This window comes from Lysinibacillus sp. S1, from assembly GCF_044986265.1.
GTDB classification, from domain to species: Bacteria; Bacillota; Bacilli; order Bacillales_A; family Planococcaceae; genus Lysinibacillus; species Lysinibacillus capsici.
Genome location: NZ_CP173154.1, coordinates 3303266 through 3326267, shown reverse-complemented (window position 1 = coordinate 3326267; position 23002 = coordinate 3303266). Strand labels below are relative to the sequence as shown.

General features: G+C 37.6%; 19 protein-coding genes and 1 riboswitch. Of the genes, 5 read left to right on the top strand and 14 right to left on the bottom strand.

The window, feature by feature from the left end; translation table 11 throughout:
- Positions 1–10: 10 nt before the first annotated feature.
- From ACHZEU_RS16535 to ACHZEU_RS16520, 4 genes are all read right to left on the bottom strand, one after another.
- On the bottom strand, positions 11–634 hold the full coding sequence (locus tag ACHZEU_RS16535) for a nitrous oxide reductase accessory protein NosL (RefSeq protein WP_333881131.1): 624 nt from the start codon (positions 632–634) through the stop codon (positions 11–13).
- A gap of 205 nt (positions 635–839) precedes the next feature.
- Positions 840–1160 carry an NAD synthetase gene (locus ACHZEU_RS16530; RefSeq protein WP_333881130.1) on the bottom strand — a complete coding sequence of 107 codons (321 nt, stop codon included), beginning with the start codon at positions 1158–1160 and terminating at the stop codon, positions 840–842.
- A gap of 159 nt (positions 1161–1319) precedes the next feature.
- On the bottom strand, positions 1320–2144 hold the full coding sequence (nadE, locus tag ACHZEU_RS16525) for an ammonia-dependent NAD(+) synthetase (RefSeq protein WP_333881129.1): 825 nt from the start codon (positions 2142–2144) through the stop codon (positions 1320–1322).
- Between the two features lie 18 nt (positions 2145–2162).
- Complete coding sequence (locus ACHZEU_RS16520; RefSeq protein WP_082148178.1) at positions 2163–3623, bottom strand: nicotinate phosphoribosyltransferase; 1461 nt, start codon at positions 3621–3623, stop codon at positions 2163–2165.
- A gap of 312 nt (positions 3624–3935) precedes the next feature.
- Between ACHZEU_RS16520 and ACHZEU_RS16515 the strand changes: the two genes are divergently transcribed.
- Positions 3936–4277 (top strand): P-II family nitrogen regulator, encoded by a 342-nt coding sequence (locus ACHZEU_RS16515; RefSeq protein WP_016995352.1) that lies wholly within the window; start codon positions 3936–3938, stop codon positions 4275–4277.
- Positions 4278–4291: 14 nt separating this feature from the next.
- Positions 4292–5590, top strand: a complete 1299-nt coding sequence (locus ACHZEU_RS16510; protein WP_016995351.1) for an ammonium transporter — start codon at positions 4292–4294, stop codon at positions 5588–5590.
- A gap of 179 nt (positions 5591–5769) precedes the next feature.
- On the opposite strand, the gene ACHZEU_RS16505 is transcribed toward ACHZEU_RS16510, so the two are convergent.
- Entirely contained in the window at positions 5770–6270 is a 501-nt protein-coding gene (locus ACHZEU_RS16505; protein WP_333881128.1) for a methylated-DNA--[protein]-cysteine S-methyltransferase, read from the bottom strand.
- Positions 6271–6364: 94 nt separating this feature from the next.
- On the opposite strand from ACHZEU_RS16505, the gene ACHZEU_RS16500 reads away from it, so the two are divergent.
- The 3 genes from ACHZEU_RS16500 to ACHZEU_RS16490 all read left to right on the top strand — a co-directional run bounded on the left by ACHZEU_RS16500 (position 6365) and on the right by ACHZEU_RS16490 (position 8894).
- Positions 6365–7096 carry an ATP-binding cassette domain-containing protein gene (locus ACHZEU_RS16500; protein ID WP_048394997.1) on the top strand — a complete coding sequence of 244 codons (732 nt, stop codon included), beginning with the start codon at positions 6365–6367 and terminating at the stop codon, positions 7094–7096.
- Complete coding sequence (locus ACHZEU_RS16495) at positions 7093–7845, top strand: ABC transporter permease (RefSeq protein WP_048394995.1); 753 nt, start codon at positions 7093–7095, stop codon at positions 7843–7845. Before ACHZEU_RS16500 ends, ACHZEU_RS16495 begins: the two co-directional genes overlap by 4 nt.
- A 74-nt stretch (positions 7846–7919) precedes the next feature.
- The gene (locus ACHZEU_RS16490; protein WP_048394992.1) at positions 7920–8894 is read left to right on the top strand and encodes a proline dehydrogenase family protein; all 975 of its coding nucleotides are present in this window, start codon (positions 7920–7922) and stop codon (positions 8892–8894) included.
- A gap of 44 nt (positions 8895–8938) precedes the next feature.
- Here ACHZEU_RS16490 and ACHZEU_RS16485 read toward each other — a convergent pair whose 3' ends face one another.
- The 9 genes from ACHZEU_RS16485 to ACHZEU_RS16445 all read right to left on the bottom strand — a co-directional run bounded on the left by ACHZEU_RS16485 (position 8939) and on the right by ACHZEU_RS16445 (position 22986).
- The gene (locus ACHZEU_RS16485; protein WP_048394990.1) at positions 8939–9550 is read right to left on the bottom strand and encodes a response regulator transcription factor; all 612 of its coding nucleotides are present in this window, start codon (positions 9548–9550) and stop codon (positions 8939–8941) included.
- 16 nt (positions 9551–9566) lie between these two features.
- Positions 9567–10574, bottom strand: a complete 1008-nt coding sequence (locus ACHZEU_RS16480) for a sensor histidine kinase (RefSeq protein ID WP_175400777.1) — start codon at positions 10572–10574, stop codon at positions 9567–9569.
- Between the two features lie 271 nt (positions 10575–10845).
- Positions 10846–11877 carry a fatty acid desaturase gene (locus tag ACHZEU_RS16475; protein ID WP_048394986.1) on the bottom strand — a complete coding sequence of 344 codons (1032 nt, stop codon included), beginning with the start codon at positions 11875–11877 and terminating at the stop codon, positions 10846–10848.
- A gap of 109 nt (positions 11878–11986) precedes the next feature.
- Entirely contained in the window at positions 11987–12487 is a 501-nt protein-coding gene (locus ACHZEU_RS16470) for a GNAT family N-acetyltransferase (RefSeq protein ID WP_048394984.1), read from the bottom strand.
- A 94-nt stretch (positions 12488–12581) separates the two neighbouring features.
- On the bottom strand, positions 12582–16013 hold the full coding sequence (metH, locus tag ACHZEU_RS16465; protein WP_319839670.1) for a methionine synthase: 3432 nt from the start codon (positions 16011–16013) through the stop codon (positions 12582–12584).
- A complete protein-coding gene (locus ACHZEU_RS16460; protein WP_404804600.1) occupies positions 16006–17853 on the bottom strand; it encodes a bifunctional homocysteine S-methyltransferase/methylenetetrahydrofolate reductase in 1848 nt (615 codons plus the stop codon). The genes metH and ACHZEU_RS16460 overlap by 8 nt, the downstream gene beginning before the upstream one ends.
- Before the next feature lie 89 nt (positions 17854–17942).
- A riboswitch (SAM riboswitch) is annotated at positions 17943–18043 on the bottom strand.
- Positions 18044–18142: 99 nt separating this feature from the next.
- A complete protein-coding gene (locus tag ACHZEU_RS16455) occupies positions 18143–19537 on the bottom strand; it encodes a protoporphyrinogen oxidase (RefSeq protein ID WP_048394981.1) in 1395 nt (464 codons plus the stop codon).
- 239 nt (positions 19538–19776) lie between these two features.
- Positions 19777–21069, bottom strand: a complete 1293-nt coding sequence (locus ACHZEU_RS16450) for a globin-coupled sensor protein (protein WP_054548863.1) — start codon at positions 21067–21069, stop codon at positions 19777–19779.
- Between the two features lie 630 nt (positions 21070–21699).
- Positions 21700–22986, bottom strand: coding sequence for a tetratricopeptide repeat protein (locus tag ACHZEU_RS16445; protein ID WP_404803570.1), 1287 nt, complete (start codon positions 22984–22986; stop codon positions 21700–21702).
- Between the last annotated feature and the right edge of the window lie 16 nt (positions 22987–23002).

Genomic DNA, 23002 nt, shown 5'->3' with positions numbered 1-23002 from the left:
AGTCTATAATTTAATGACCGTGCCCTTCTTGATTCACCTCATTCGAATGCATAGAACCGGATGCATCTTTTTCATCCTCAGCCTTTTTTTGCATCATTTTCTTACGTCTCTCCAATGCATCATCTTTAATTTTTTGTAGTTCCTCCACATAAGCTTTCGAATTTTCTTGCATATATTTATCTGCTTCAGCCTTGTCCACGAAATAAATATAGCCCCAGTTCATCGGAGATTTCAGCTCTGTTTTTATAATTGTTACATCTTCAATCTTTGCCCAATCTTTCGACACAAAATCACGTACAAATTTTTCGTTTTTTTCTTCATTAGCAACCTCTGCATTTAATAAACAGCCAATATCGTCATAAAAAGCGATTGTTCCATCTTCTTTTATTGCCTGTGCTGAAAATACACCCATCTCATGGTCTTTCATATAAACTTTCATATTACACATTTCACAAGTTGTCTCTTCTTCAGGCTCTTGTAACCGTGTATCTACTAATGAAGCAACTTGCACGGTTTCTGATTCATTTTTCGTAACTTCTTGCTCAATTTCCGTTTCTTCTACCTGTTTCTTTTCGCTACCACAAGCTGCAAGTACAAATAATAATATTAGTGCAGGTAACCATAATTTTTTCACAACTTTATCCTCCAAGTTTAGTTTTTTGTTGCCATCTCCTACACTACAGATTAGTTGTGAAATTAGTTAAAAATCGCTGTGAAGAAATGGAAAAATTACCTTGAACATTCCATGAACATCTTCACTTCAAATATTTTGAATTTAGTACTTTCATTTACTTCCCCTCAAAAATAAAAACTCTCCACACTGATGTGGAGAGTTTGGCTTATATGGAAGAACGGTAACTATTGAGACGCTTCTTTTGTTTGTTTAAACGACTGAGCTTTAATGCCGTCTCATTTAATTCACGGCGAATTTCCAAATCACTAGCGCTATCTATATGGATAGGTGTAATCGGTTGCTGCTGTTGTGAATTTACAGAAATAGTTGTTGAATTGTACGTCTTCTCTTTATTTTTTTGTAATCTATTCCGAAATTGCTTTTGTGGATTTTGCCCAAAGTTATGGCGGAGATCACCAGCATGTAAATACTGTTGTTCCTGCCGAAAAACACTACTTGTCGTTGCACTCACTCTAGAAGTCCTCATAAAAAGTTACCCTCCCCTACATTTTATTATCCTTATAGGTAATTATATCGACATTATATGCTGACAATTAACAACATAGAACCATAATACATAAAAAAAGAGCGAAAAGAGCTATTTTCAAAAGTGAAACCACTTTCTTTATAACCCTTTTCGCTCATCTTACTTCCAAAAATCATCAAATATTGTAATTGGCATATGACGTTTATGTTGGGAACGCAAATAATACCCTTCTAATCTTTGGCGAGGTTCTTCTGGAATTTCTTTCCCCTCTAAATAATCATCTATTTGATCATACGACACACCTAGCGCCACTTCGTCTGGCAATGAGGGACGATCTTCTTCTAAGTCTGCTGTAGGCACCTTTTTATAAAGATGCTCAGGGCATTGAAGTTCTGCTAACAATTGCTTTCCTTGTCGTTTATTTAAACGAAAGATTGGCATTAAGTCTGCTCCACCATCACCAAACTTTGTATAGAAGCCTGTAATAGCTTCCGCAGCATGATCTGTTCCTAATACAACCGCTCCATTCATTGCAGCAATTGAATATTGGACCTTCATACGCTCACGAGCCTTTTCATTCCCTTTCACAAAGTCATTCAGCTCAACCCCCGCATTTGTTAGAGCTCTCACACTAGCATCCACTGCGTCTTTTATATTTACTGTATAAACCTTCGTTGGCTTTATATAATCAATGGCATCTTGGCAATCCTGTTCATCAGCTTGTACGCCATACGGTAATCGTACAGCGAAAAACGAATACTTCATTTCTCCCACTTCTGCATTTAATTCATCAATAGCCAACTGCGCTAGTTTTCCTGTTAATGTTGAATCTTGACCACCAGAAATACCAAGAACAAAACCTTTTACAAAACTATAGCGTTTTGCATATTCCTTTAAAAAATCAATTGATTTACGTATTTCCCTCTGTACATCAATGTTAGGCAGTACGCGTAATTCCTCAATAATTTGTTGCTGTAAAGTCATTGCACCCGTCACTCCTTTTTACATTCGTTTAACCATCGCATGCACTTCTTCAATATTACGCATCTTATTATCCCAGCATTTTTGACTGAGATCGACCGGATATTCTTCAGGATTCATCGCACGCTTATATTCATCCCACAACAGCTCTAAATTCTCCGCCGCGTAATCACGCATTTCCTCTAATGTAGGGTTTTGATAATTGATCGCTCCATTTTTAATAACATGCTGATGTAAATTTTTTGCTTCAAAATTTGTGACAAACTTTGAGACAAACGTATGAATCGGATGGAACATTTTGATACGTTCCTCAGCTTGAGGATTTTCATCGTGCATTGTGATGTAGTCTCCTTCTGCCTTTCCATTCTTTTTATCGATAATACGATAGACATTTTTCAAGCCTGGCGTTGATACCTTTTCCGCATTAGCTGAGATTTTTATTGTATCTTCAAGTTGCCCTTCGCTATTCTCGATAGCCACCATTTTATATACTGCACCTAACGCAGGCTGGTCGTAAGCTGTAATAAGCTTTGTACCAATTCCCCAAACATCCACTTTTGCTCCTTGAGCTTTTAAATTTAAGATGGTGTATTCATCTAAATCGTTTGAGACAATGATTTTGGCATCATGGAAGCCTGCAGCATCCAACATACGACGAGCTTCTTTTGATAAGAAAGCAATATCGCCGCTATCTAAGCGTATGCCAATAAAGTTAATTTTGTCTCCTAGCTCTTTAGCTACTTTAATTGCAGTTGGCACCCCTGATTTCAATGTATTATAAGTATCTACCAAAAACACACAATCGCGATGACGTTTTGCATAAGCATGGAATGCATCATAATCATTTTTATAAGCTTGCACTAATGCATGGGCATGTGTACCAGAGACAGGAATTTTAAAAAGTTTACCTGCTCGAACATTACTTGTGGAAGCAAAACCACCGATAAACGCGGCACGCGTTCCCCAAATAGCAGCATCCATCTCTTGTGCACGCCTTGTACCAAATTCCATCGCCACTTCATTTTTAATAATTTGCTTGATACGGCTAGCCTTTGTAGCAATTAATGTTTGATAGTTAACAATATTAAGTAAGGCTGTTTCAATTAGCTGCGCCTCTACTAATGGAGCTTCAATTCGGACGATTGGTTCATTAGCGAAAACCAGTTCCCCTTCTACCATGGAATACATTTCTCCAGTAAATCGGATGTTCTTTAAATACTGAATAAAGTCATCTTTATAACCTACTTCATCACGTAAATACGCAATATCCGATTCACTAAAATGAAAATCACGTAGATAATCAAGCATTCGCTCTAACCCAGCAAATATGGCATAGCCATTACCAAAAGGTAATTTTCTAAAATACAATTCAAAAACCGCTTTTTTATTATGTATGCCATCCGCCCAGTAGGATTCTGCCATATTGATTTGATATAAGTCTGTGTGTAGCGCTAAGCTATCATCTGCATAGTTTGATCTCAAAAGAAACCCCTTCTTCCGCTTTGATAATTAGTCCTAGTATACACTATATACCCAAATTCTTGCGTATTACATTCCCTCTTGTAGATGTTAGGTTTTTTAACATAAATAGTCAGAAAATTTAGAACCGTACACATTTTAGACACAAATTTTAGTACCGCTTTCATTCCCTTTATAAAAACCTTTTTTCTAAAATACTTCGAGACTAGAAATATTCTATGTAAACTAACCTTACATAGAATTCAAAAAAACAATTGCACTGTTTTTAATACCGTTTTAACATGTAAATTAAATTTACGCAAGGAGCTGGTACTCATGAAAAAAATTGAAGCAATCATTCGTCCTGAAGTTTTTGGAGCTGTTCGGGATGGTCTTGCACAGGAAGGAATTGCAGGGTTAAGCGTTTCTGAAATCGCTGGTTGTGGTCGTCAGCTAGGTCGAACAGGACTCTTCCGCGGCAATACGTATGAAATTGAATTTTTACCTAAATTAAAATTAGAAATGATTGTAGACGATGGCAAAGTTGATGCCATTGTAGAGATTTTATTGCGTGAAGCAGCAACCGGTAAAGTTGGGGACGGGAAGATTTTCATTTATCCAGTAGAACAAGCAATTCGTATCCGAACAAAAGAAGTCGGATCGATTGCAGTAGAATAAAGGGGGCGATATAAATGGATGAAGTACTATTATCTGTTAATTTAATTTGGGTGATGCTTGGCACTATTTTAGTATTCTTTATGCATGCAGGTTTTGCTATGGTTGAGGCTGGATTTACCCGCTCAAAAAATGCAGTCAATATCATCATGAAGAATTTTCTTACCATTTCTCTTGGTGGAATCGTCTATTTTTTATGTGGCTATGCCATTATGTTCGGAGACTCAGTAGGTGGCATTTTCGGCACAAGTGGCTTTGCTTTAAAAGGAGTAGATGATCTTTCTTTCTTTATCTTCCAAACGATGTTTGCTGCAACTGGAGCAACTATTTTATCGGGGGCTGTTGCAGAACGTACTAATATTTTCGCTTATGTTGGAGTTATTATACTTATGTCTTTAGTTGTTTATCCTGTAGTAGGCCACTGGGTTTGGAGTGGTCAAGGTTGGTTAACAGATTTAGGTTTTGTTGATTTTGCTGGCTCGACAGTTGTCCACTTAACAGGGGCTGTTGCAGCATTTGTCGCAGCAGTTATGGTCGGACCTCGACTAGGCAAATATGAAAATGGGCGAGTAAATGTTATTACAGGACACAGCATTCCATTAGGTGCATTAGGCGTATTTTTACTTTGGTTTGGTTGGTTCGGCTTCAATGGCGCTTCTACATTAGCAGCTGATCCAGAGCTAGTTCCTAGTGTTATTGCTAATACGTTTTTTGCAGCTGCAGCTGGTGTCGTTGCCACTGCTTTCTATACAAAATTTCGATACGGACATATCGATGGCTCTCTTACATTAAATGGTGCATTAGCTGGGCTTGTAGGGATTACTGCTGGTGCAGCGAATGTCAGCATTTTTGGCTCACTTATCATTGGTTTAATTGCTGCCCCTTTACTTGTGGAAGGTGTACGCTTCCTAGAGTGGAAGCTAAAAGTTGATGATCCTGTTGGAGCAATTGCTGTTCATGGTATTTGTGGTATTTGGGGAACACTGGCAGTTGGCCTCTTTGATATTGGTGGGCAAGGCTTATTTTATGGTGGGGGTTTTGGTCTATTAGGTATTCAAGCAATCGGCGTTATTGCAACTATTGCTTGGGTTAGTGTATCTGTAGCTGCAGGTTTATTGATCATCAAAGCATTTGTCCCATTACGAGTAACAGCTGAAGAAGAAATTGCTGGATTAGATGTAATGGAACACGGAACGCCTGCCTACGAATACCAAGATATTTTCAAAAGCTCCGCTGTACGAGGCGAAACCTTCGCTCATCGTTTAACACATTTCGGTAAAACGCAGAACAATGTTCAAGAAGAACAACATGTATAGCTAGTTCATCTGCTCCTTTATCTTTGGATAATGGGGCAGATTTCTTTTGGTGCACTCCTACATGTGAAACTGTTCGTTTACAGAGAAAGAAGGTTACTTTGTTTGAAGTGATCCAATCCATAGAAAAAGCGCTCTTTCCATTATTTCGCAAGAGACTAACATTTACCGCTTCACTCGTTCTATTCCTTCTCTAACTCAAGTAAAAATTGTTTCATAGCTAAGCCGCTTCTGAAGCCTGTTAATTGACCATTTTTGCCAATAACCCGATGACATGGAATAATTGCCAGGATTGGGTTTGCTCCAATAGCAGTCCCCACCGCTCTAACCGCTTTGGGATTACCAATGCGTTGAGCAATATTTCCATAAGTTGTTGTTGTACCATAGGGTAATTCTTTTAATGCATCCCACACTGCTAATTGAAATGCTGTCCCTTTCACATGGATTGGAAGATTAAATTCAATAAGTTCCTTCTTAAAATAGGCTGTTAACTGCTCTTTATATGGGAGCAACTTTTCTGAATTCTCTTCAAAACAATATCCTTTAAATGGTTTTATAGCCCACTCCTTTACTTCATCGAATGCTGCATTTGGTGTACCTATATAAACAAGTCCTTTGTCTGAAGCCACAACATACATATCGCCTTTTGCATATGTTAATGTATCGAAATACAATATTTCCATTCCCAAATTCCCTTCTTTCTTTTATTTCAACACCATCTTCCAGTCATTTCATGCTAAAGTTATTTTACTGACTAAAGTAAAGGAGTTTCAATAGATGAATATGTTATATGAACCTGCCATTCACTTTCAACAAGTTCATTTTTCAGTAAATGACAAAATGATATTAAAGTCAATTACTGGGTCATTTCCGAAAGGGCAAATCACCACTCTCGTTGGCCCCTCTGGCGCTGGTAAAACAACATTACTTAAATTATGTAATGGCCTTCTCTCACCATCAAATGGGCATATACTCGTCGATAATCAACCTATTTCTACATATGATCCAACAGCTTTAAGAAGGCATGTTGGTATTGCTTTACAGGCAGCTCCTATGATAGCAGGTACAGTGTTAGAGAATCTTGCACTTCCCCGTACACTGCAAGGACAAAAACTTTTGCAGCAGGAGGCTATTCAATATTTAGAGGACGTTGGGTTAAACGAAAGCTTCCTGCATCAATCTACAAATGATCTATCAGGCGGACAACGTCAAAAGGTATCCATCGCTCGAACACTTATCAATAAATCCTCTATTTTATTATTAGACGAAATAACGTCTGCCTTGGATCGTCAATCCGTACAGGATATTGAAAAATTGATTGTCACCATTAACAAAAAATACAATGTTACCATTATTTGGATTACCCATAATTTGCAACAAGCGCTAACGATTGGTCACTATACATGGGTTATGATGAATGGGGAGCTCGTTGAAACTGGTAAAAGTTCATTACTCGATGCACCAACAAATCCACGTGTTGCCGAGTTTGTACAGGGGGTAAACAAATGACATATACAGCCTTATCACTGACATTAATTTTTGTTTGTATCCCTTTACTATTATCCAAAATATTAAAATTAGACCTTGAAAAAGATACGCTTATTGCAACATTACGCTCCATCATTCAATTGCTTGCTGTCGGCTATATATTAAAGTTTGTGTTTGATGCAAATAGTTATAGCTATATTTTCCTGATGGTAGCACTAATGATTATCGTAGCCACGTTAAATGCACGAAAAAAAGGAGCAGGTATTAAAGGAATCACCTGGAAGATAGCACTGACTCTTGTCATGATAGAAATAATTACACAAGGTGTTTTGCTAGGCTTTCATATTGTTCCAGCAACCGCTCAGTATATCATTCCCATTAGCGGGATGCTAATTGGTAATTCCATGGTGCTATCCATTTTATTCTTAAATCGTTTTACAGCTGAAATTATTAACCATAAGGATCAAATGGAACTAATACTATCCCTGGGTGGCACACCAAAACAGGCTATTCATCGCCAATTAATTAATGCCATAAAAGCTAGTATGATTCCTACGATTGAGAGTCAAAAAACAATCGGGCTAGTACAGTTACCAGGTATGATGAGTGGTCAAATTATTGGGGGAGCCGACCCTATTCATGCAGTCCAATTTCAACTTTTAATTATCTTTGCTCTCTTAACTACTGCAACATTATCCAGCGTTATGATTGGCTTTTTAAGTTATCCTGCACTATTTAATGAACGTATGCAATTACTCGAAATGAAATAATTGTTAGGCTGAATGTAATATAGTTTAAAAAATTTATGTTATACTAAAAAGAAAATGCAGTTAGGAGAATGACCATGTTATTACGCGATTTTTTCATCCACTTATCTGAGAACCAACTATTAAATAGTGCTGCAAAGAAATATGGCCTAAAATTAGGAGCACAAAGTGTAGTAGCTGGTACAAATATCGAAGAAACAATTGCAAGCATCAAAGAACTAAATGCACATAATATTTCTTGTACAGTAGATAACCTAGGTGAATTTGTTTCAAGTAAAGAAGAAGCGACTGCTGCTAAAGAAAAAATCCTTACTGTGATCGAAGCTATTCACGAAAATGGTGTAGCGGCACATATTTCATTAAAGCCATCTCAATTAGGCTTAGATATTGATGTTGATTTTTGTTATGACAATCTGTATGAGATTGTAGAAAAAGCCGCTTCATACGATATCTTTGTTAACTTTGATATGGAAGACTATGGACGTCTACAAACTTCCTTCGATATGGTGGAAGAATTATCGAAAACATTTAATAATGTTGGTACAGTCATCCAATCATACTTTTACCGTGCAAAAGATGATATTGAAAAATTTAAGGACTACCGTTTACGTATCGTAAAAGGTGCTTATAAAGAGCCAGTTGAAGTAGCCTATCAAGATAAATTAGATATTGATTTAAACTTTATTGAGTTGATTGAATATCACCTACTAAATGGTAAATTTACATCAATCGCAACTCACGATCACAATATTATTGCGCACGTAAAACGCTTTGTAGCTGATCATAATATTCCGCTTGATAAATTTGAATTCCAAATGCTATATGGTTTCCGTACAGATATGCAAAAAGAACTTGCAAAAGAGGGCTATAACTTCTGTGTGTACGTTCCATTCGGTGAAGATTGGTACGGCTATTTCATGCGCCGTTTAGCTGAGCGTCCTCAAAACCTTAATCTTGTCACAAAACAAGTATTTACGAAAAAAACGAATACTGTTCTTGCAGTAGCAGCAGGTGCATTCGTTCTTGGCCGTTTAACTAAACGTAATAAGTAAAAAAAAGAGAACCTTTTCGCTTATGATGCGAAAAGGTTCTCATTTTATTTATTCCATCCTTTTTCTTTAAAGCGTGCAATGGCCTCAATTCGATTGCCGACGTTTAGTTTTTCTAAAATCGTCGAAATATAGTTACGAACTGTGCCAGCAGACAAAAACAGCTCAGCAGCAATTTCCTTTGTCGTCTTGCCCTCTGCTACAAGTGTCAGAACTTGACTCTCTCGCTCCGTTAAAGGATTTTCACTATCATCTTCATAGACAAAATCAACGAGCTCTGGCGCATAAATGCGTTTACCGTCCATGATTGTACGGATTGCGCTCACTAACTCCTCTATAGGGCTATCCTTTAATAAATAGCCTCTGACACTCGCTTTTCTAGCACGTTCGAAATAACCAGGTCTAGCAAATGTAGTTAAAATAATGACTTTACAACCTGAGCCAGTGCTATGCATTTCTTCTGCTGCATCTAGTCCCGTTTTCACTGGCATTTCAATATCCATAATACAAATATCAGGCTGATGCTCTTCCACAAGCATCAATGCTTCCTCACCATTTTTTGCTAAGCCAACAACCTCCATATCCTCCTCCATACTAAGTAAAGAGCGAAGCGCGCCTAATAGCATCCCCTGATCTTCAGCAATCACAATTCGTATCATGTCACAATCCTCTTTTCTATATATTCTTCAGATTGTCTTTGACATTCTGATGCGTAATAGCTACTGGGATAGTTACCGTTAATGTGGTGCCCTCAACACTTTCAATTTTGAAGGACCCATTAATAAACTCTAAACGTTCCCGCATTCCTTTCAATCCATTACCAGTTCTCCAGGCTTGTTTTTTCGTAATGCCCTGTCCGTTATCTCGCACTACTAAGTAAACTTCTTTAAAATTTTGATGGAAAGCAATTTCACATTTCGTTGCTCCACTATGTTTGACAACATTATTAACCGCCTCTTTTAAGCACATAGATAAAACATTCTCTACAAGTGGTGGAACTTGCAGTGCGTTTTTATCCCCCTCAAAGACAAACTCCATTTCAGCTGCCTTTAGTATTTGTGAAATACGCATGATCTCATCTTCAAATTTTGCCGTGCGCATATCTGAAACTAATTCCCGAACCTCTTTTAAAGCAATACTAGCCGTCTGGCGTATATCCTTAATCTCAATCAAGGCCTGCTGGGGATTTCGTTCAATCAGCCTAGAAGCTAGATCACTCTTCAAACCAATCATGGACAATTTTTGCCCTAATGTATCATGCAAATCTCGAGCTATTCTTTGTCGTTCTTCAAAAACAATTAACTCAGCAATACGTTCATTGGCTGTTTCTAACTGTCCCTCTAAATTTTCACGTTTATTTTTGGAATAAAGCGTTAGCGGTAAAAGGACGACAGCTAAAATTGTTAATACAACGAAAGGCAACTGCGATAAAAATAGGTTGAGCTCTACAAAGAATCCAGCGCCAGTTGAAATAACTGTAAATCCAATATGTAGACCATACATAATATAAAAGCCGACGGGTCTTCGGATATTGCCAATAAAAAATGCTGTAAAAATGGACAAATAGACATAGCCATACAAGATGGTCATAATAATGTTTATGACCATTTCAAAGCTAATCCACATGTAAACTAAACCGCTTTTCGAATTCATGGCAAATCGATAGAAGATAAAATAGAGCATTAAAAATGTAATGCCTATCGAAATTTCGATGTAAGAAGATTTCCTAAAAATGAAGAAAAACGGTAGGAAACAAAAAATTATCCACAAATATACACTGAGCATCGGACTATTCGGAATAATACTATGCCATTTCCTCAACATAATCTCACGCTCTTTCCTACTTTTCCCTTATTATAACAAGAAAATTAAATTTATGCCTGTACATGCTTTGACCCATATTCTTCTCTTTACATAAAACAGCCATCTCTCTTGCAGAGATGGCTGTTATCAACTAAGCGGCAATACTGCCTCTTTCTTTACGTTTTATAATTTCATTTACTTCTTTAAACGTCACAAATTTACCTTGATCTTCATCATATAACTTGTAACGTAGTGATTCTAAACTCGTACGTAAAGTAATCGTTGTTGCCATGTGTAATGGCGGTGTCTCATTGTGTGCCTTTTCAAGATTATAATTAGGTACACGAGGAGCTAAGTGATGAACATGATGGAAACCAATATTCCCTGTTACCCATTGTAAAAGTTTTGGCAATTTATAATAGGAGCTTCCTTCAACTGCAGCTTTCACATAATCCCACTCTGAATCGTGTTCAAAATAAGAATCTTCATACGTGTGCTGGATATAAAATAACCAAATTCCTAAAGAACCTGCAATAAATAAAGTAACGCCTTGCACTAATAAAAACGCTTGCCAGCCCATGAAGAAAATTAAAGCGGCACAAATTCCTACAATGACAATATTCGTTAAAATTGTATTGAGACGTTCCTTCTTCTTCGCATCCTTACGATTAAAACGATTTAAGACAAGAACCATATAAAGTGGGCCTAATCCAAACATCACAAATGGATTACGATAGAAGCGGTACCATAGACGTTGCCCTTTTGAGGCTTGCATATATTCTTCAACTGTCATCATATCAATATCACCGATACCACGCTTGTCTAAGTTTGAGCTTGTTGCATGGTGAATTGTATGTTCACGTTTCCATTTTTCATAAGGGAATGATGTTAGCACCCCAGTAAAAAATCCAACCCAGTCGTTTGCCTTTTTACTTTTGAAAAATGAGCCGTGTGTACAATCATGAAAAATAATAAAAGTTCGTACGACAAAACCTGCTGAAATAGCACTTAAGCCGACTGTTAGCCAAGGTGATACATCCACTAACAAGTAACCAGCCACCCATAATGCAATTAACGGTACAATTGTATTTATAATCTGAAAAACACTTTTACGCGTATCTGATTTGGCAAATGGCGCTACATCTTGGCGTAACTTTTTTGTTTTTTCTTTAATAGTTGCCATCTTTTACTCCCTCGTTTCTTTTTTTCTTATGACCTCATCATAAAACAAGAATACAAGTCAGTAACAGACGCAAACATCACAAAAAGGATATGACATTTGTCATATCCTTTTATGATTTCGGTCCAGTCAAATGAAGTTGATAGAACACAAGGTCTAGCCATTGTTCAAATTTATAGCCTGCATTTTTAATGGTTCCTGCATATTCAAAGCCTAATTTTTCATGTGCTTTAATACTACCAATGTTTTCTCCATCAATACCAGCAACAAGCGTTTTGACACCATTTTCTTCAGCGATCGCTATCAGCTTGTTCATGAGCTTTGTCGCAATCCCTTTTTGATAATGTTCTTTATGCACATAGACAGAGTGCTCCATTGTATATTTATAACCTGGGTAAGGACGGAATTGACTATAGGTAGCAAAGCCAGCGACAAGCCCATTATCCTCAAATACAAGTAAAGGATTATCTAATGCTTGTTGCTCCCTAAACCACTGTACTTTTTCATCTAAAGTTTGTATTTCGTATCGATAGACAGCCTTGCTTGTTAAAATAATATCATTATAGATAACCAAAACCTCGGGAATATCTCTTTCTTCCATGAATCGTATCATTCTGCTCACTTCCCTTAACCAAATGTTTTCTTCTATAAAGAAACAGAGATAGACGGTCATTGAATAGACTATCTATCTCCTCTTATTTTATGCCTTAAACATTGAAGTAGCGAGCATCAGGATGAGCAAAAACGATTGCAGATACAGATGCTTCAGGCTCCATCATAAAGCCTTCTGTAAGATGGACACCAATATCCTCAGGTTTTAATAGGCCGAATAGTTTCTCTTGATCCTCCAAGTTAGGACATGCAGGATATCCGAATGAAAAGCGTTGACCTTGATATTTTGCAGCAAAACGATCTCTCATAGTGAAATCTGTTGCATCAGGGAAGCCCCATTGGTCACGAATTTCCTGATGCATACGTTCAGCAAAGCCCTCTGCTAATTCTAAAGCAGTCGATTGCAAGGCATGACTTTCAAGAAATTTCCCAGCCTCTTTTAACTGGCGTGCTTTAGCCATAACTCCTTGCCCTGCTGTTACAACCATGAGTGCAATATAGTCCATTTCACCGCTCTCTACCGTTTTTAAGAAATCTGCAAGACATAAAAATGGTTCAACCTGCTGACGAGGGAAGGTAAAACGTTCAATTTCTGTCTTACTATCGGCAGGATCATACACAACGACATCATCACCATCTGCTTGAGCCGGGAAAAATTGATACAAACCTGATGGCTTTAATAGATCACTTTTTAAATAATCATCTACTAAATCCTTGAGCTCTGTTGCTCTTGAATCGCCCGCATCAAGCAATTGCTGGACTTGCCCTTTCAAGCCTAAATGGTGTCCTAGTAATGTACGCATATTAACATAAGGATATAAATGAGATACAGAATAGTCTTTTTTCACATGACGTCGTAAATCAGCTGGTAAAAATACTGGCGCTCCTTTTACTGTTCGCGCAGGCTTTATTGTTACCTCTTTTGCCGGACGAGCAGCTCGTTTTTCATCGGCCGCTAAACGTTTTTGACGGGATTCTTCAATTTCTGCTAAGAAATTTTCACGTGTCCCTTCACCCATTAATAGATTCGCTTGCTCTAAGCCTTGCATAGCATCCTTTGCATAAATAACAGGACCACCATATTCATCTGCAATTTTTGTTTCAGTAAAACGACGTGAAAGTGCAGCACCACCAACTAAAATAGGAACATCAATTCCCGCCTCTTTAAAATCCTGAGCAGTAATAACCATCTGTTGCGCTGATTTTACGAGTAAACCTGACAGCCCAATAAAATCAGGTTTTTCCTTACGAATCGCTTCAATCAATTGGGCAGGGGTTACTTTAATGCCCAAATCGACTACCTTATAGCCATTATTACTTAAGATAATATCAACAAGGTTTTTCCCAATATCGTGAACATCGCCTTTTACTGTAGCAAGTACCATTTTCCCTTTTCCAGCACTCTCTTCATCCTTCTCCATGAATTGCTCTAAATGAGCAACTGCAGCCTTCATCACACCTGCTGATTGTAAAACCTCTGCTACAATGAGTTGATTATCATTAAATAAACGACCTACCTCAGCCATGCCCTCCATTAAAGGACCATTAATTATATCAAGTGGCGCCTCGAAGATTTCCCGTGCAGCGTCTAAATCCTCAATTAGCCCTTCTTTTGTACCTTCTAATATATAGTAAGCTAAACGACCTTCAACCGTTTTTGGAATATCAGCTTCCGTTTTTTCCTTCTTTTTATCTCGATAAAAATCTGTAAACACTGCTAATGTTTCATCATTTGTATTAAAGAGCAGGTCATTTGCGAGTTTGATTTCCTCTTCAGGGATGGATGCATAACGCTCCAATTTCTCTGTATTAACAATGGCATAATCTAAGCCCGCCTGTGTACAATGATAGAGATAAACAGCATTCAGTACTTCACGACCAACAGGTGGTAAGCCAAATGAGATATTACTTACGCCAAGTACAGTCAATGTCTGCGGCAATTTTTCTTTGATGAGACGAATGCCTTCAATTGTTTCTAGCGCTGAACCAATATACTGCTCATCCCCAGTTCCTACAGGGAACATTAATGGGTCGAAAATGATATCCTCTGGTGCAATCTCCCATTTTTCCGTTAAAAGTTGATAGGAGCGCTCGGCAATTTCGAGCTTTCGATGACGGTCAACCGCCATCCCCTTTTCATCTATCGTTCCAACAACTAATGATGCACCATATTTTTTCACGAGTGGTAATACTGCATCAAATCGTTCTTCACCATCCTCTAAATTAATAGAGTTAATGATGGCTTTCCCTTGTGAAAACTTTAATGCTTCCTCAATTACTTTTTCATCAGTTGAGTCAATCACAAGAGGCACCTTAACCTTTTTTACAACCTCCTGCATAAATCCACGCATATCGGCTAATTCATCGCGATCAGGGTTGGCTAAACAAATATCAATAACATGTGCACCATTTTTGACTTGAGCACGTGCAATCTCTGCGGCCTCCTCAAATTTCCCGTCAATGATTAAATTCTTAAATTTACGAGAGCCGATTACATTTGTTCTCTCCCCAATAAATAACGGACGCATAGAATCGTCATACAATAACGGTTCAATTCCTGATACCGCATGACCATGTGTTTTTTCTGGTAATTGACGAGGTTTTTCATCTTTTAAGATCTCACGAATGGCTGCAATATGAGCGGGTGTCGTCCCACAACATCCACCTACAATATTAAGCCAACCCTTTTCTGCAAAGCCTTTTAATTTTTGCGATAGCGATTCTGGTGATTCATGATAACACCCTTCTTCATCTGGTAAGCCAGCATTTGGGTAACAGCTAATATAGCCTGTTGAAAGCTCTGCTAATGAACGAATGTGATCCGTCATAAACTCAGGTCCCGTCGCACAGTTTAGGCCAACTGATAATGGTTTAATATGCTCGATCGAAATATAAAAGGCATCAATTGTTTGCCCTGCAAGCGTTGTACCCATCGGTTCTATTGTTCCTGAAATCATGACAGGTAGCTCTTTTCCCGTTGATGCAAAAGCGCGCTTTACGCCAAGTGTGCCTGCTTTGACATTGAGCATATCCTGACTTGTTTCTAATAACAAAACGTCGGCTCCTGCCTCAATTAAAGCTTTTGCCTGTACATAAAAATTTTCCTCTAGCTCTTCAAATGTAATACCACCTGTTACTGATAACGTTTTTGTTGTTGGCCCCATAGCCCCTGCAACAAAACGTGGCCAATCCGATGTGGAATAACGATCCACTGCTTGGCGAGCAATTTCCACTGCACGCTTATTAATTTCTTCTGCTTTTGTGCCAAGATCATATTCATTTAACACAAGAGGCGTCCCACCAAATGTATTTGTACAAATAATATCTGCGCCTGCCTCTAAGTATTTATGGTGAATTTTTTCAATAACATCTGGTCTAGTAAGCACAAGATTTTCATTACAGCCATCAAGTTCCTCGCCACCAAAATCCTCTGCTGATAAATTTTCATTTTGTAGCATTGTTCCCATTGCGCCATCAAGAATTAAAATACGTTTCTCTAGTTGCTCTTCAATCGAGTGCTTAGCCATGTATACTTACTCCTTTTTTCTGTTCATCCAATTGCTCTATATATTTCATCAACTCTAGTGTCACATCGTAACGTAAAAATGGTGTAATAAGGTAAATCCCATTGAAATATTGCGTAGCCACTTCTACTAATTCTTTGGCAATAGCAATCCCTTCCAATGTTGCCCTTTCTTTATCTTCTCCACATGCTTTCATTCTTGTTAAGGCATCTTCAGATAATTTGATACCTGGCACTTCATGATGTAAAAATTCAGCGCTTTTATAACTCGTAACAGGCATAATACCGATGTAAATTGGAGCTTGTAAATGCTTTGTTGCCTCATAAATCTCTACAATTTTCTCGATCGTATATACTGGTTGAGAAATGAAGTAGTCTGCCCCATGCTCAATTTTCTTCTCCAAGCGTGTCACAGCACGATCTAACACACGGACGTTTGGATTAAATGCAGCAGCAACTGAGAAATTTGCTTTTTTACGAAGTGGCTTACCTGAGAAAGAGACCCCTTCATTTAATTGCTTAATTAATTGGATTAGCTCCATGGAAGATACATCATAAACACTTGTCGCACCTGGGAAATCTCCTACTTTCGTTGGATCACCCGTAACGGCCAACACATCATGAATACCTAAAGCATTTAACCCCATTAAATGAGATTGTAGACCAATTAAATTACGGTCTCGACATGTAATATGAGTTAGTGGGCGTACACCATGTGAGCTCTTCAACAATGCGCCCATTGCAATATTGCTAATACGTGGAGAGGCCAATGAATTGTCTGCCATCATAACTACATCTGCACCTGCATCATATAATTGCTTTGCTCCTTCAAGGAACCCATCAATCTCTAAATGTCTAGGCGTATCCAACTCTACTATGACAGAGCGTTCACGTTTAACCTTTTCATGAAGAGGCTCATACTTTGTTGGCTCCGCTTCCCGAACAATCTCAATCTTTTTAGGCTTCGCATGCTTCTCCTGAACCGGTGATAACTCTTCTAAATACTTCTTTGCTGCTGCAATATGTTTGGGTGTTGTACCACAGCAGCCCCCTATTAAACGTACACCTTGATCACGCAATTCAACAGCCGCTCGACCAAAATAATCAGCTTCTGATTCATAAACGACACGCCCATCCTCTAAGTCCAGAAGTGATGCATTTGGATAGGCCGACATAAATGCCTTATTAGGAAGTTCTACACCTTCAAATGCCTGAATTGTATGGTGTGGACCTAGTCGACAATTGACACCAACAATATCAGCACCTAGGGCTTCAAGCTCATGGAGAGCATTATTTAAAGACATCCCATTTTGTAGAACACCGGGCTCATGCATAGAAACTTGTGCAATAATCGGCAATTTTGTTTTTTCTCGTAGCATCTTTAAGGTTGCTGTTAATTCTTCAAAATCATAATAAGTTTCAAGTAAAAGGCCATCTGGATTCCCTGCAAGTAAGACGCTTGCTTGTTCTTCAATAGTTGCTAATATTTCATCCAAGGTTGCATCACTTTTACGAATTCCCCGAATACCACCAATTGTTCCTAAAACAAATTGACCGCCATCAGCCGCTGCTCGTTTTGCGATGGTGATAGCAGCTTCATTAAATTGTTGGACACGTGATTCTAATCCATAGCGAGCTAATTTAATGGCATTTGCACCGTACGTATTCGTTTGAATGATGTCAGCACCAGCTGCAATATATTCTCTATGAATCTTTTCAATTAACTCGGGTCTCTGAACATTCATTTCCTCATGGCAATACTCCAATCCATAGCCATATAGCACTGTGCCTATTGCACCGTCTGCCGTCAAAACATGCGTTTTTAACCTTTCAAGCAATCCCATAAAATTAGCCTCTCTTCCTATGTCTCTATATAATAAAAAGCCTTCTTTCATAAAAAAAGAAGGCTTTAACGATTCATCATTGTTGTTCCTTCTCATCTTCGACTCAACGGTCTTCTGGATTTAGCACCTGACAATAAAGTTGGTTGCTGAAGCTTCAATGGGCCAGTCCCTCTGCTTCTCTTGATAAGAATTAAGTATGAATTTTTTAAATAATTAAAAGAATCATATCGTTTACTGACGAATGAGTCAAGACTATTTCACATAACAAAGTTTTTTTCCACTTAAAACCTTAGAAATTGGCAAGTTCCTTTGCAAGCTCTTCACCAATTTTTTTCCCGTTTTGAATGCAAGCACCAATACCTACGCCAAAATACGAGCACCCTGCAATCGATAAATTAGGATATTTCTCATGTAATTCTTGTAGTAAGCCTTGTAATGCTTCACGATGTGCTAGATCATATTTAGGCATTTGATCAATCCATTTTGTTACATTCACAACGGTTGGCTGCTCCTCTATTCCTAGGCTCTTTCTCACATCTTCTAAAGCAACTGCTGCTAATTCTTCATCCGTCATGGCGCGTAGTTGCTCATAGGCTGGATTGATGCTCTTATAAAAGAGTCGCACAAGTAATTTATTTTCTTTCGATGTATGCTTCCATTTACGACTAGTCCAAGTTGCTGCATTACAAGTTACGTCTGAATTATGGGAAACAATATAGCCCGTTCCATCTGCTGGCAATTTAGCGTCTGGCACATCAAAACCCAAATAGATAGTAATCGCTGACGCTGTCGTAAATTGGTCAAAATAGCGGTTTAAAGATTCATCCTGTAGCAGATTTTGTACAGTATCGTTCGGTAATGCTAAAACGACATAATCTGACTCAATAATTTCACCATTAGCTAAGGAAATTGTGTAGTTCTTATCTTGTTTTTGAACATTTAGTGTAGTAACACCCTTGATAATTTCTACATCGGATAAGGTTTGTTCAAGTCGATCAATTAAAGAAGATAAACCATTTTTAAAGGATATAAATTTTTTGTTCGCTGCTTTAACAAATTGCTCACGATTCGCATCAAAGCCTTTAATAATACTTCCAAAATCATTCTTATAATCAATTAAATACGGTAAAGTAGAGCCAATAGAAAGCTGATGTAAATCTCCCGAATAAACACCTGCAAGGACTGGTGCAATTTGGTTTTTCACCAGTTCCTCTCCTAAATAGTAAGTTAAAAATTCACCAATCGAACTTTCCTTTGTGAAGCCATTGTTTGGCAATGTTAAATCCTTCAACGCTTCTTTTTTTCCCTGCTCGGAAATAAGTGTACTTTCCTCTAAGGATGCTACACTCATCGGTATTCCGAAAGTTGAATCTGCCGGAATAGCATGTAACTCATTATTCGTATAAATATAAGAAATACCTGTTTCGTTGTAAACTAATTCCGCCTCAAAATCAAGCTCCTGAACGAGTTCCATAACGCCTTGATGACGGGCTACAATAGAATCAGCACCCGTTTCCATGATGAAACCTTGTTCATGTGCTGAATATAATTTGCCTCCTAAATATGTATTTTTTTCTATAAGCACTAGACGAACATCTAAATTATGTTCCTTCACTTGACGTTGCAAATAATGCATTGTACATAGTCCTGTAATACCGCCGCCTAAAACAACAACTGTTTTCATCATAACCGCCCCTATTATTCATTCTTTCTACAGTATAATCCTTTTTCATTGAAAATTACGTTAAACCCTTTACAAATTTAGCAAAAATAGAGCTATTTCATCAGTGAAATAGCTCTTACTTTCTGAACCTCTATAAAATTGATCCTCTATAGCGATAACTTCACAACAAACATTTAAATAGGTACTATAGTGTTTATTACGTCTAAAAATATGAAAAATAGAATGTAAATGTTAGTAGTCTATCCTTTTAAATTTTGCGCAAAGCTCGCTAATTTTTCAGCTGAATTTGTTACCTCAGTAAATGAAGTGCCTAATTCACTTAATATACCTACAATTGCTTGTATTTTTGTTGCCATACACTCATTTTGATCTTTTGCTTCTGTCATGGCTCCCAATATACTCGTAAATTGGCCTTCAGTTTGTAACATATTTTCTTCACCTGCTGCAACTTCATCTTGAATGTTGGTCAAAGAATACTCTAATTTCTCTGTTCGTTCACCTGTCTTTTTCAATAACAAAGCCACCGCTGTAACAGATTCTTTTGTCTGAATTGATAATTTACGTACTTCATCGGCCACTACGCTAAAGCCCTTTCCCGCTTCCCCAGCACGTGCTGCTTCAATTGCAGCATTTAAAGCCAATAGATTCGTTTGATTCGCAATATTGGTCACAACACTCATAATTGTTTCCATTTCCTTAGACATACCTGATAATTGTTCAATATTTTCTTCTATATCATGAAGAGAATGACTAATATTGAGCATATTTTGTGATTGATTTTTTAAACGCTTGCGACCCTCAAGTGCTTGGTTTTCAGCCAGCGTAGACACATCGAGTGATTTTTTTGCCAAATGTTTAATTTCGTCAGATTGCTTACTTAAGCAGCAAAATGAATTATTGGTTTCCTGCGAGATAGCTGCAAGTGCTTCCGAAGAATCTACAATCTGTCGTTCAATCGCTTCTTTTTCATGAACCATTTTTTCTTTCAGTTGTTCCACAGTGTTTTCAAAAGCTTCTAAAACGAGTTGTTGCTCAAAATTACAAATTTTCGATATAGCTCTGATCGTATTAAATTGATCTTGTGGAAATTCTATATTTTTTTCGACTAAATCAATAAATGATATCGATAAATCTTGGAATGCGCAGATATACCACTGTGTTCTAAGCCCAATGTGGACATGCACCTTTGCAATTTTTACCCGCCTTTGGTAATACATCTCATCAATGGTTCCGTTAAACATTTCAATAATATGTTGCCGTAATGTTACTTTAAGCTTTTCTACAGAACTATGATGACTGATAATATCTACCAAATGATGCTCTGTTCCAATCATGTTGTAAAAACGGTTTACGATGTGATCTACATTATCCATAACTATTGGCTGGAAAGCTTTTAAATATTGTAAGTCGTTCTTCGTTAAGTTCAGCATTTCAATTTGCTTCGCCATCGATTGACGAGAGGACAAATCCATTTTCACTGTGTATTGCTGTAAATCCAATACCTTCGTCTTTCTTTGTTTTTGAAAAATCACACATCTTCCCTCTTTCATTCCGTTTACTTTCATCAGGCTGAGAAACATCAAATCCCTTTTAACATATTGATGGATACACGAAAAAATACCGGTAAAATCTGATTAGTCAGATTTAATGGTTACATTCGATAGCGCAATTCCGTATGACAAACTTCCTCCAAAAGTATGTAGGGTACCCATTTGCTCAATTTATCCTAAGGTCATTTGCTCTCAGCAAACAGATATAGTCCCTACATGACTAACAGTAAATTATTTACGTATGCTTCTTTTCAAAATCACTCATTTACATTAATCATTTTATAAATGACTGTCAATCTTATTAATACCATTATTTTACACAAAATGTATAAAAAGTCCTTGTTGTTAAATAAAGCGTAATAAACTATAAAAAAGCTACCACAATATTATTGGGTAGCTTTTTTAACTATTTTTTTGTTTATTATGCTTACTTGCTTTATATTTATTCTACTTTTTTATCGATCATCTTCAAATTTCACTATACTAATATTTTTTATCCTCAATCACGATCTATCTAAATACTCGTAAACAGCAGTCTATTTTAGACCAAAATACCCTCATACCGTAGCAACATAAATAATTCTAAAAGCCTATGTTTTTTTAACACTAAATTTACAATCCTTTAAGTTCCTGTAATATTTTAGCCGCTTCTTCGGATCCTGCATCTGCCGCGAGTCCATACCATTTAATAGCTTCTTTCAGATTTCTATCTAACCCTGTATCTTTATTAAAAATATGCCCCAACTGTAGCTTGGCTTCTACATCTCCTTGAAGTGCAGCCTGCTTAAACCAATGAATACCTTTTTCGAGATTGCGTATTCCGGCCAGACCATTACTCCATATATAACCTAAATCATAAAAGGCGTCTACATGATATTGCTCCGCAGCTCTTTCATACCAAAACAGACCACGATTGACATCTTTCGCTTGGCCTAAGCGCCCCTCTAAATAAAATCCACCAAGTCGATATTGTGCTTCCACATACCCTGCCTCAGCTGATTTTTTATAGGCGTTAAAAGCTTCTTTCTCATCTACCTCAACGCCTAACCCCTGCTCATAAATTATTCCTAACGTAAACATTGCCTCTGCCACATTCTTTTGTGCAGCATAATCAAACCATTTTTTTGCTAATGTATAATTCGTTGCTACGCCCTCGCCATTAAAGTACATATCTGCTAAATTATTGGCAGCATCCGCATGTCCCTGCAAAGCTGCTTTTTCATAGTATGAAAAGGCAAGGGAATAATTTTCCTCCATACCTATGCCCCCAAAGCAAAAATTCCCAAGCATATATTGAGCATCTGCATTTCCCTGGGCAGCGGCTAGCTCAAACCATTTCAATGATTTTTCAGGTTGAAAATGTTTACCCTCTCTAGAATTATAGTATTCACCCAGTTGATATTGGGCATCCCCATCCTGCTCTTCAACCGCTTCTTTATACAAATCAATAATGAGCTCATGATCTAAGTCCTCTTCATCTAGAGCAGCAACTTGTTCATCTTGATGGCGAAAATACCACTCTACAATATCAAGCACATCATCTACTACTTCTATACTGTTTTTTAACTTTTCTAGCGAAGAAATTTGCCAAATGAGTATATAGATAGGCTGTGGAATGGCATCGCGCAAGACATCATCATATTCTGCCAACAGCGTTAATACATTCTCCTGTATCGATTGAGATTGCACTGTATGGACAATCTGTAAATGACGTTGTTGCTGTTCTTTTAATAACCCTCGTACTACTTGATACAGTATTTTCTGCAAGGCTGTTAGGTTAACTTCAGCGAATGTAAGTAATTTTATATTTTGAGCAAACCACTGATCTTGAGTTTGTGTAAGATTTTGTAGGGAAATTATTCGTTCTTTATTTCGCTTGGCTAAAATTTGCTCGTACATTATTTTCCTCCCTTGC

What these genes read in the sequence shown, in the direction of transcription:
- ACHZEU_RS16505 (WP_333881128.1), bottom strand. Translation starts at nt 6,270, where the DNA reads ATGGAAATATTGTATTTCGATACATTAACATATGCAAAAGGCGATATG.
- nadE (WP_333881129.1), bottom strand. Translation starts at nt 2,144, where the DNA reads ATGACTTTACAGCAACAAATTATTGAGGAATTACGCGTACTGCCTAAC.
- ACHZEU_RS16500 (WP_048394997.1), top strand. Translation starts at nt 6,365, where the DNA reads ATGAATATGTTATATGAACCTGCCATTCACTTTCAACAAGTTCATTTT.
- ACHZEU_RS16455 (WP_048394981.1), bottom strand. Translation starts at nt 19,537, where the DNA reads ATGAAAACAGTTGTTGTTTTAGGCGGCGGTATTACAGGACTATGTACA.
- ACHZEU_RS16480 (WP_175400777.1), bottom strand. Translation starts at nt 10,574, where the DNA reads ATGCTCTATTTTATCTTCTATCGATTTGCCATGAATTCGAAAAGCGGT.
- metH (WP_319839670.1), bottom strand. Translation starts at nt 16,013, where the DNA reads ATGGCTAAGCACTCGATTGAAGAGCAACTAGAGAAACGTATTTTAATT.
- ACHZEU_RS16460 (WP_404804600.1), bottom strand. Translation starts at nt 17,853, where the DNA reads ATGGGATTGCTTGAAAGGTTAAAAACGCATGTTTTGACGGCAGACGGT.
- ACHZEU_RS16445 (WP_404803570.1), bottom strand. Translation starts at nt 22,986, where the DNA reads ATGTACGAGCAAATTTTAGCCAAGCGAAATAAAGAACGAATAATTTCC.
- ACHZEU_RS16495 (WP_048394995.1), top strand. Translation starts at nt 7,093, where the DNA reads ATGACATATACAGCCTTATCACTGACATTAATTTTTGTTTGTATCCCT.
- ACHZEU_RS16485 (WP_048394990.1), bottom strand. Translation starts at nt 9,550, where the DNA reads ATGATACGAATTGTGATTGCTGAAGATCAGGGGATGCTATTAGGCGCG.
- ACHZEU_RS16515 (WP_016995352.1), top strand. Translation starts at nt 3,936, where the DNA reads ATGAAAAAAATTGAAGCAATCATTCGTCCTGAAGTTTTTGGAGCTGTT.
- ACHZEU_RS16530 (WP_333881130.1), bottom strand. Translation starts at nt 1,160, where the DNA reads ATGAGGACTTCTAGAGTGAGTGCAACGACAAGTAGTGTTTTTCGGCAG.
- ACHZEU_RS16470 (WP_048394984.1), bottom strand. Translation starts at nt 12,487, where the DNA reads ATGATACGATTCATGGAAGAAAGAGATATTCCCGAGGTTTTGGTTATC.
- ACHZEU_RS16475 (WP_048394986.1), bottom strand. Translation starts at nt 11,877, where the DNA reads ATGGCAACTATTAAAGAAAAAACAAAAAAGTTACGCCAAGATGTAGCG.
- ACHZEU_RS16490 (WP_048394992.1), top strand. Translation starts at nt 7,920, where the DNA reads ATGTTATTACGCGATTTTTTCATCCACTTATCTGAGAACCAACTATTA.
- ACHZEU_RS16510 (WP_016995351.1), top strand. Translation starts at nt 4,292, where the DNA reads ATGGATGAAGTACTATTATCTGTTAATTTAATTTGGGTGATGCTTGGC.